Origin of the sequence: Burkholderia sp. Ac-20345, assembly GCF_017104825.1 — a bacterium.
Classification (GTDB): domain Bacteria; phylum Pseudomonadota; class Gammaproteobacteria; order Burkholderiales; family Burkholderiaceae; genus Burkholderia; species Burkholderia lata_B.
Genome location: NZ_JAAGPO010000307.1, coordinates 1 through 8,014, shown reverse-complemented (window position 1 = coordinate 8,014; position 8,014 = coordinate 1). Strand labels below are relative to the sequence as shown.

Genomic DNA, 8,014 nt, shown 5'->3' with positions numbered 1-8,014 from the left:
TCGGCGTTGCCCGACGCACCGTCGAGCCAGCCGTCGCCGAGCGTCGCGGCGAGCGCGTGCCGTTGCGCGGCGCGGTCGGGCAGCGCACTCATCGTCAGCCGGCCTGCACGAGCTGCTTGCGCAGGCGACCGCGCACGACGACCAGCGCGATCAGCGGCACGACGCCGCCCCACAGCGGGCTGTGGCGCATCGTGATCGACACCACGAGCGCGACGACGGTGACGGCGAGCAGCACGATCGACAGCGAACGCGCGCGCCCCTGGTCGACGAACGTTCCGTCGACGAAGCCGCCGTCCGACCACGCGGTATGCACGATGCCGACGACCAATACGCAGACGAGCATCGCGGCGGGCCCGAGTTCTTCGCCCCACAAACGGCTACCTGTCGGCGACACGAGCGCCAGCACCGCGCCGATCACGAGGAACAGGTCGACGCCGATCGCAATGCTGTTGCGGTCCGCGCGGCGGATCAGCCATGCGCCGTGCACGAGCGCGAGCACGCCGCCGATCAGGAACGCGTGCGTCCAGCGTACGTCCGGCTGTTCGGGGCCGAGCCGGCCATAGAACAGGAACACGATCGCCGGCAGGAAGTTGCTCGCGTGCAGCAGGTAGCCGGTGATGGGATTGCTCGATTTCATCGGGGGATTCTCCTTCGTCGAAACGTCGAAACAGCGGGCGACGCGTCAAGCGTCGTGCCAGCGGAACAGCCGCGCGGCGGCAAACAGGAACAGCGCCGTGCTCGCGGTCATGCCGAGCAGTTGCGGCGCGAGCTGCGCGTACGGGGCGCCGTCGACCAGCGCGCCGCGCAGCGCGACCGCGAACTGGTTGGTCGGCAGGAACGCGAGCACCGCCTTCAGCCAGGCCGGCGCATCGTGCATCGGGATCGTCAGGTCGCTGAAGAACAGCAGCGGGTAGTAGGTGACGTTGCAGGCGAGTTCGGCGGCGGCCAGCGATCTGGTGCGGCTCGCGAGCAGCACGCCGATGCTGAGCACCATCGCGGCGCCGAGCAGCACGATCGGCAACGCGCGCAGCCCGTCCGGCGTCGCGATCGGCAGCGCGATGCCGAACGCGACGCGTGCGACGGTCAGCAGCACGAGCGCCGACAGTGCCATCATCACCATCCGCGCGACGATCAGCGCGGCGAGGAACACGCCGCGCGAGACCGGGAAGCACACGTACAGCTTGAACGTATTGCGTTCGCGCAGCGATGCGATCGCGGTCGTCGTCGAGTTGAGGCCGATCGCCATGAACGCCATCACGAGAATGCCGGTCGCGAAGAACGCGCCGTAATCGAACGGGCGGCGCGCGGGCGCCGAGTTCTCGAAACGCGCCTGCGCGGCGGGCAGCCCGAGCCGCTGCGCGGCGCAGCGCGCGAGCGCGATCTCGACGACGCGCGACGCGGCCTTGACCGCGAGCGAGCCGTTGAAGTCGTAGCGGATCGTCGCCGGCGTGCGCTCGTCGTTGCCGAGCACGACGGTCACGCGATCGGCCGCCGTGCCGCGGCCGTCGAACGTCGCCTTCACCGTGTCGCTGTGGGTGAGGCTGGCGACGATCTGCGCTTCGCAGGCGCGGCTGTACGGCGTTGCGCCGCCGGGCACGTCGAACGCGATGTCCGCGGTGCCGAGCGAACCCGACCCGCCGAACGCGAACAGCATCACGCTCAGCAGGAACACCGGGAACACGAGCGTCCAGAACAGCGACGAGCGGCTGCGCAGGTAGCCGAGCAGCTCGTTGCGCACGAGAATCAGGAACACCTTAGTCATGGGTGGGGCCCTCGGTACAGAGGCGCAGCAGGTCGCCCGGCGTGCTCGGCGCGAGCGCGAGATGCTGGATGCCCTGTTCGCCGACGATGCGGTGCACGTTCGGATGCAGCGTCGCATCACCGAATACCTCGACGACATGCGCGGCCGACACGCGCACGCCGGTCACGCCCGGCAGCGCCGCGAGCCGCTTGCGCAGCGCACGTGCGTCGGTTTCGTCGCGGCAATGCAGGACCGCGCGCGCATCGCCGACGAGCTCCGCGCGCAGCGCATCCTTGTCGCCCTGGTAGCGCACGCCGCCGTCGCGCACCCACACGAGATCGTCGACGACGGCGAGTTCTTCCTCGGCGTGGCAGATCATCGCGACGCTTGCGCCGCGCGCGCGGTGCCGCAACAGGTCGATCACGACACCCGCATAACGGCGATCGAGGCCGGTGAACGGTTCGTCGAGCACGGCCAGTTCGGGCCGGTGTGCGAGCGCGACGTAGAGATCCACACGCTGGCGCTGCCCCTTCGACAGCGCGCGGCACGGCTTGTCGAGCAGTTCGGCGATGCCGAGCGCATCCGTGACCGCGGCGTCGGCTTGCACGTACATCGCGCGGTGCAGCGCGACGATCTCCGACACGCGGAGATGGTCGGGATACTCGACCTTCTGCAACTGCGCGCCGATGCGCCGCAGCGACGGCGTATCGCGCATGAAGCGCGCGGCCGGCACGTCGAGCACACGCACGTCGGTGCCGCCGCGCCGGAAGCCGAGCAGCGTTTCGAGCAGTGTGGTCTTGCCGGAGCCGTTCGGCCCGACGATCGCGGTGATCGCGCCGAGGCGGAACCGCACGTGGCGCGCGGAAAAACGGAAATCGCCGGCCGCGACGTCGATCGCGCGCGCGCCGAGCGCCGCACCCGGCGCGTGCGCATCGGGCAGCGGCTGCGCGGCCGTGCGCAGCGGCCGGTCGAACGCGGTGTGCGGGCCGAACAGCGCGCGCACGGAGGCGAGGAACGAATCGCTCATCGTCGGCTTCCTGTCAGTCGAACAGCATGACCTGCGTGTCGCGCGCGCCCCGGTAAGGGTTGCGGCCGTGCGCGACCAGCATGTTGTCGACGACGAGCACGTCGCCGGCCTGCCACGGGAACGCGAGCTCCTCGTCGTCGAACGCGTCGTAGATCGCGACGAGATCGTCGAACGGCATCGGCGACCCGTCGCCATAGCGGATCTCGTACGGGAACGCGGCGCGCCCGCCGTACATGCGTTGCAGGTAGCGGTAGCTGAGCTCGCCCATCGAGCGCGGGTTCGGGTGTTGCGCGCTCGCCTGGTTGAACCACACCGTCTCGCCGGTGCGCGGATGCGCGCGCAGCGCGCTGCCGACGTGCGACACCGTCACGCTGCCGTCGTCGAGCCAGCGGCAGCCGACGCCGCGTTCCGCGCACAGCCGCTCGACCTCGTCGCGCTCGGTCGTGCCGAACGCGTCATCCCACGGCCGGTGGTATTCGGCGAACGGCATGCCTGGATTGGCGGCGAGGCCGTCCGCGCGCTCGCCGGGCGCCGCAAAATTGCGCAGGTACATCACGCCGCGTTCGGCGAACCGCTCGCGCAGCGCGGCCGGCACGCGTGCCGTCACGCGCCGCATGTCGCAGATCGGCGTTTCGCCGCCCGCATCGGCCGGCTGCCGGCAATAGAACGCGACGAGGCGCGGGAACGCGGGCATGTAGGCCATCTCCTGGTGCAGCCCGATCTTGAACGGCGGCGGCATGCGGGTCGACTCGTACACCTGGCCGTCGATCTGCTTGCGCGGCGCGGCGCCCGCCGTGTAGCCGTTCGCGTGTGCCGGATACAGCGCGCCGAGGTGGCCGAACGCGGCGGTGTCGGGCACCGCGAAGCCGCGCCACAGCAGCGCGCCGCACGCGTCGAGCAGCGTGTCGATCGTGTCCAGCCGCGAGCGGTACCACGCGACGAACATCTCCGGCGAGGTCGCGAGTTCGGCGCTGCGCGGCGTCACGCACAGCGGCAGCGTCGCGCCGGGCGCGACCGCCGAGCAGTGCACGTCGTCGGCACCGAGCCGCGCGGCGGCGTGCGCGGCGAGGAAGGCGAGGTCGGTCATCACTCAGGCCAGCGCCGGTTTCTTCAGCAGGATCTCGAAGCCGAGCGCGCCGAGCCCGGCGCTCGGGCTGTAGATCGACGCGACTTCCGCGAGACCGGCTTCGGCGACGAGCGCATGCGCTTCGTCGAGCGTGAGCTTTTCCTCGACGTGAGTCGGCGGATAGTCGGCGGCGGCGCGCATCTCGGTGAAGCGGTCGAGCAGGTGCTGCGGCGCGTCGCGGCGCATGTCGTGCACGAGCGCGATGCCGCCCGGCTCCAGCACGCGATACATCTCGGTGAGGCTCAGCGCCTTGTCGGGCAGGTGGTGCAGCGTCGCGCGGCCGACGGCCATCGTCAGCGTGCCGTCGTCGAATGGCAGCGCGAGCGCGTCGCCGACGCGCATCTCGATCGTGTCGTCGAGATCGAGTTCGTGGATGCGCGGGCGGCCTTCATCGAGCATCGCCGGATCGAGGTCGATGCCGACGTAGCGCCAGCCGCGCATCGCCGGATCGGTCGCGAGCCGCACCGGCACGACGCCGGTGGCCGTGCCGATGTCGGCGATCACGCCGGGCGTCATCCCGCGCGCGAGCTGGCGGATGCGGCTGATGAACAGCAGGTCCCACGGTTCGAGCGTTTCGGTGGCGAAGCGATCGTAGTCGTTCGCCGGGCGCAGGTTCTTGAGCAGCATGACGTTCCTTTTGCTGAGTGCGTAGGGATGAGGGTTCACAGCCAGCCGACCGGCACGGCGGCCAGCAGCCGTCGCGCGGTCGCGCTGTTGACGCCGAAAGCGGGGCGGCGGCGGCGCTCGACCGCATGCGCGGCCATCGCCGCGATGCGCGCGCCGAGCCCGACGCCGACACCCCATGACGGCGCGGCGACACCGAGTTCGAGCAGCGTCGCGGCCGTCAGGAAATCGATGTTCGGCCGCAAGGCGCGGCGCGCATCGGCCTGCGCGCAGCACGCGTCGAGCAGCGTCACGTACGCGCCGTCGAAGCCTTGCGTCGCGAACAGGGCACGCATGTGCGGCGGACGCGGATCTGCGACGAACAGCGGATGGCCGAAGCCGTACAGCGTGTGTTTCGCGTCGAGCGTGGCATCGATCGCCGCGCGTCCGGCCGCGTCGAGCGCGGCGGGCGGTGCATCGGTGCCGCCCGGGATGGACTGCGCGAGCGCGGCAAGCCAGTGCATCGCTTCGAGCGCCGCACCGACGTGCGACGGCCCGCTGGCGAGGAAACCGGACGCGATCGCCTGCGTGAGCGTGACGCCGGTGCCGATCGCGACACGCGGTGCGAGTACGGTCGGCGTGATGTAGCCGAAGCCGGCGTGCCACGCGACGAGCAGCATGTCCATCGCCGCTTGCGCTGGTGCGTCGGTGCGTGTCGCGCCGATCAGTACGAGCATGCGTTGCGCCTGGTTCGACGTGCCGGCGAGCGATGCGGTGAATGATTCGTTGCGTGCTGCAAACGGGCGGCCTTCGATCGCCGCATGCAGCAGGAACGGCGCGGCGGCCGCGCACAGCAGCATCGTGTCGAGATCGGCGTCGTCCGGCGCTTCGCCGTGCACGCGTGCGGTCAAGTCGTCGAAGCCGCGCAGCAGGCCGGACGCCGCTGCAAACACCGGCGCGACACCCGCCGCGCCGAGATCCGCGGCGACGGACTGCGCGGCCGAGCCGGGTGCCAGCGCATCGGCGAATTCCGCGAGCCGCGCGCGGATCGCCACCTCGTGCGCGCGATGCTCGGCGCTGCCGGGCACGACGTCGAACCACAAATGCGCGAGCGCGCCTTCGAACGTCGTCGCGCCGATCAGCGCGTTCAGGTCGAGATCGCGTACGCGCAGCGCTTCGGGCTCGAGCGTCGCGCCGTCGATGTCGGTGCCGCGATGGCGGGTCGCCGGGCGGCCGAGCAGGTTGCGCGGCGCTTCGCCGGTCGAAGCGCTCGTGCCGGAATCGAGAGTCGTATCCATGTCATTCCACCTGCGCGAGTTCTTCGCTGCTGACGCTGATTGCCGCATGCGCCATCGCGGCGATCACGGCCGCGTGCTGGTCGACGACGGGCAGCACGTTCGCGAAGTAGTAGCGCGCGCTTTTCAGCTTGCCGCGATAGAACGCGAGTTCGGCCGGCGTGTCGGCGGTGTCCGGCGCGTCGAGCCGGCGCGCGGCGATCGTCGCCGATTCGAGCAGCACCCACGCCGACGTGACGACGCCGAACATCTCGAGAAAGCGCGTGTAGAACTGGCTGCTGCGGTGCGTGTGACCGTCCTGCACGTCGCGCGCGATGTCGTCAAGCGCGGCGGCGATCCGGTCGGCACCCGTGCGCAACGCGTCGAACAGCGGGCGCAGCTCCGCGTGCGTGCCGGTGTGATGCTGGCGCGCGAGGAACACGTCGAGTTCGTCGCGGTAGTACTGGATCAGCCGCGAATGACGGCCGAAGCCGAGCTTGTCGCGCACGAGATCCTGCGCCTGGATGTAGTTGGTGCCTTCCCAGATCGACAGGATTTTCACGTCCCGCGCGTTCTGCTCCACGGGGCTTGCATCGGTATAGCCGAGCCCGCCGTGCACCTGGATCGCGGTTTCGCAGATCCGCCACGCCTGGTCGGAGATGAACGCCTTGCAGATCGGCGTCAGCAGCAGCTGCAGCTTGCGGTGGCGCTCGATCTCGGCCGGGTCGGCGTCGGGCGCGGCTTCGAGCATCGCCGCGCGCGTGGCGGTGGCGGCGAGCTTGCCGAGCAGGCCGCGGCAGCCGTCGACGCGGCTCTTCATGTCGACGAGCATGCGCTGCACGTCCGCGTGTTCGACGATCGCGACGCGTGCGGCATTGGTATTCGACGCGCGCTCGATCGGCCGGCCCTGCAGCCTCCGGCCCGCATACTCGACCGCATGCAGGTACGCACTCGACGCGACGCCGACGCCGAACATCCCGGTGCTCATCCGCGCCTGGTTCATCAGCGGCATCAGCTGCAGCAGGCCGACGTTGCGCCGGCCGCCGAGCAGCCAGCCTTTGGTCGTACCGTTTGCGCCGAACACCAGGTGCGTGTTCGCGCAGCCCTTGAGCCCCATCTTGCGCGGCAGGCCGATGCAGTCGACATGGTTCGGCTGCAGTTCGCCCGTCTCCTCGTCCGGCCAGAAGCGCGGCACGACGAGACACGACAGCGAGAAGGAATCCGGCGACGCAGTGTCGATGCGGCCGAGCACGAAATACAGCGTGTTCTCGGTCAACTCGTGCATGCCGGCCGAGATGTAGACCTTCTCGCCGTCGATCGCATAGATGTCGCGTTCGAGCGGCGTCGCGCGCAGCGCGACCGCGGTGAGGTCGGTGCCGGCCTGCGGTTCGGTCGCGCAGAAGCATGCGTCCCAGCGGTAAGCCTCGAGCGGCGCGATCAGCGCCTTCTGGTGCGGCGTGCCGTGCATCTGCAGCAGCTTGATCGCGGGGCGCGTGAAGCCGCCGTACGTCATGAACGACGGGTTCGCGCCCATGAACATCTCGTAGATCATCTGCGTGACGATCGGCGGCAGCCCGTGCGCGGTGCCGAACAGCGTGTTCGACCATTCGTCGCGAAACCGCGCCCACAACGCGTGGAAATGTGACGGAATGCGCACCTGGCCGTCGTCGAGCAGCGTGCAGCCTTCTACGTCCGCCTGCTGGTAGCTGCGGCCGAGATCGAGCGCGAAGTCGCGCGCGCGTTCGAGCAACGCGTCGATCGACGCGCGGTCGTGCGTGCCGTACGGGCTGTGTTCCGTCAGGAACTGCTGGTCGGTTTCGAACAGCTCCCAAAGAAAGAAGCGCAGTTCGCGCAGGCTCACTTTGTAGGCGCTCATCACGCGTCTCCTTCGATATCGAGCGCGGCATCGAGGCCGCCGGCGAGGTCGACGACGGCCGCCGCCGCCGCGCCGTGCAGTGCCGCGTCCCACACGAGTACCGTGCGGCGTTCGCCTTCGTCGAGTGCGCCGGCGAGCCGGATCAGCGCGGCCGCCGATTCGGCCGACGACAGGTGGCCGGCGGCTTCATGCTGGATGCGTGCGGCGACGGGAATCGACGCGGCGTCGGCCACGCGTGCCGCGAAGCCGGGATCGAAGCCGGGCGGCACGGAAGATGGGAAGAGCGGCGGGTAGGGAAAGAGTGGGATCGATCGTGTGGATCAAGTTGGTCGCGGACCGGTGTAGAAAAAGAAAGACACGCAACAGC

7 protein-coding genes and 1 pseudogene are annotated in these 8,014 nt (G+C 70.0%); all 8 read right to left on the bottom strand.

What is annotated here, in order from left to right:
- Nucleotides 1-94: 94 nt before the first annotated feature.
- Nucleotides 95-637, bottom strand: a complete 543-nt coding sequence (locus G3O06_RS45070; RefSeq protein WP_205819944.1) for a permease — start codon at nucleotides 635-637, stop codon at nucleotides 95-97.
- 45 nt (nucleotides 638-682) lie between these two features.
- Nucleotides 683-1,762, bottom strand: coding sequence for an ABC transporter permease (locus G3O06_RS45065; protein ID WP_174967120.1), 1,080 nt, complete (start codon nucleotides 1,760-1,762; stop codon nucleotides 683-685).
- Complete coding sequence (locus G3O06_RS45060) at nucleotides 1,755-2,768, bottom strand: ABC transporter ATP-binding protein (protein ID WP_174967119.1); 1,014 nt, start codon at nucleotides 2,766-2,768, stop codon at nucleotides 1,755-1,757. Before G3O06_RS45060 ends, G3O06_RS45065 begins: the two co-directional genes overlap by 8 nt.
- Before the next feature lie 13 nt (nucleotides 2,769-2,781).
- A complete protein-coding gene (locus G3O06_RS45055; RefSeq protein WP_174967118.1) occupies nucleotides 2,782-3,855 on the bottom strand; it encodes a TauD/TfdA family dioxygenase in 1,074 nt (357 codons plus the stop codon).
- A gap of 3 nt (nucleotides 3,856-3,858) precedes the next feature.
- A complete protein-coding gene (locus G3O06_RS45050; protein WP_205819943.1) occupies nucleotides 3,859-4,521 on the bottom strand; it encodes a class I SAM-dependent methyltransferase in 663 nt (220 codons plus the stop codon).
- Between the two features lie 35 nt (nucleotides 4,522-4,556).
- Nucleotides 4,557-5,795 (bottom strand): citrate/2-methylcitrate synthase, encoded by a 1,239-nt coding sequence (locus tag G3O06_RS45045; protein WP_205819942.1) that lies wholly within the window; start codon nucleotides 5,793-5,795, stop codon nucleotides 4,557-4,559.
- A gap of 1 nt (nucleotide 5,796) precedes the next feature.
- Nucleotides 5,797-7,647 (bottom strand): acyl-CoA dehydrogenase, encoded by a 1,851-nt coding sequence (locus G3O06_RS45040; protein WP_205819941.1) that lies wholly within the window; start codon nucleotides 7,645-7,647, stop codon nucleotides 5,797-5,799.
- A pseudogene (locus G3O06_RS45035) lies at nucleotides 7,647-7,916 on the bottom strand (hypothetical protein); the annotation flags it as partial. The pseudogene G3O06_RS45035 and the gene G3O06_RS45040, both read right to left, overlap by 1 nt.
- Between the last annotated feature and the right edge of the window lie 98 nt (nucleotides 7,917-8,014).

Coding starts and splice junctions, on each gene's coding strand:
- G3O06_RS45070 (WP_205819944.1), bottom strand. CDS start 637: ATGAAATCGAGCAATCCCATCACCGGCTACCTGCTGCACGCGAGCAAC.
- G3O06_RS45055 (WP_174967118.1), bottom strand. CDS start 3,855: ATGACCGACCTCGCCTTCCTCGCCGCGCACGCCGCCGCGCGGCTCGGT.
- G3O06_RS45065 (WP_174967120.1), bottom strand. CDS start 1,762: ATGACTAAGGTGTTCCTGATTCTCGTGCGCAACGAGCTGCTCGGCTAC.
- G3O06_RS45045 (WP_205819942.1), bottom strand. CDS start 5,795: ATGGATACGACTCTCGATTCCGGCACGAGCGCTTCGACCGGCGAAGCG.
- G3O06_RS45050 (WP_205819943.1), bottom strand. CDS start 4,521: ATGCTGCTCAAGAACCTGCGCCCGGCGAACGACTACGATCGCTTCGCC.
- G3O06_RS45040 (WP_205819941.1), bottom strand. CDS start 7,647: ATGAGCGCCTACAAAGTGAGCCTGCGCGAACTGCGCTTCTTTCTTTGG.
- G3O06_RS45060 (WP_174967119.1), bottom strand. CDS start 2,768: ATGAGCGATTCGTTCCTCGCCTCCGTGCGCGCGCTGTTCGGCCCGCAC.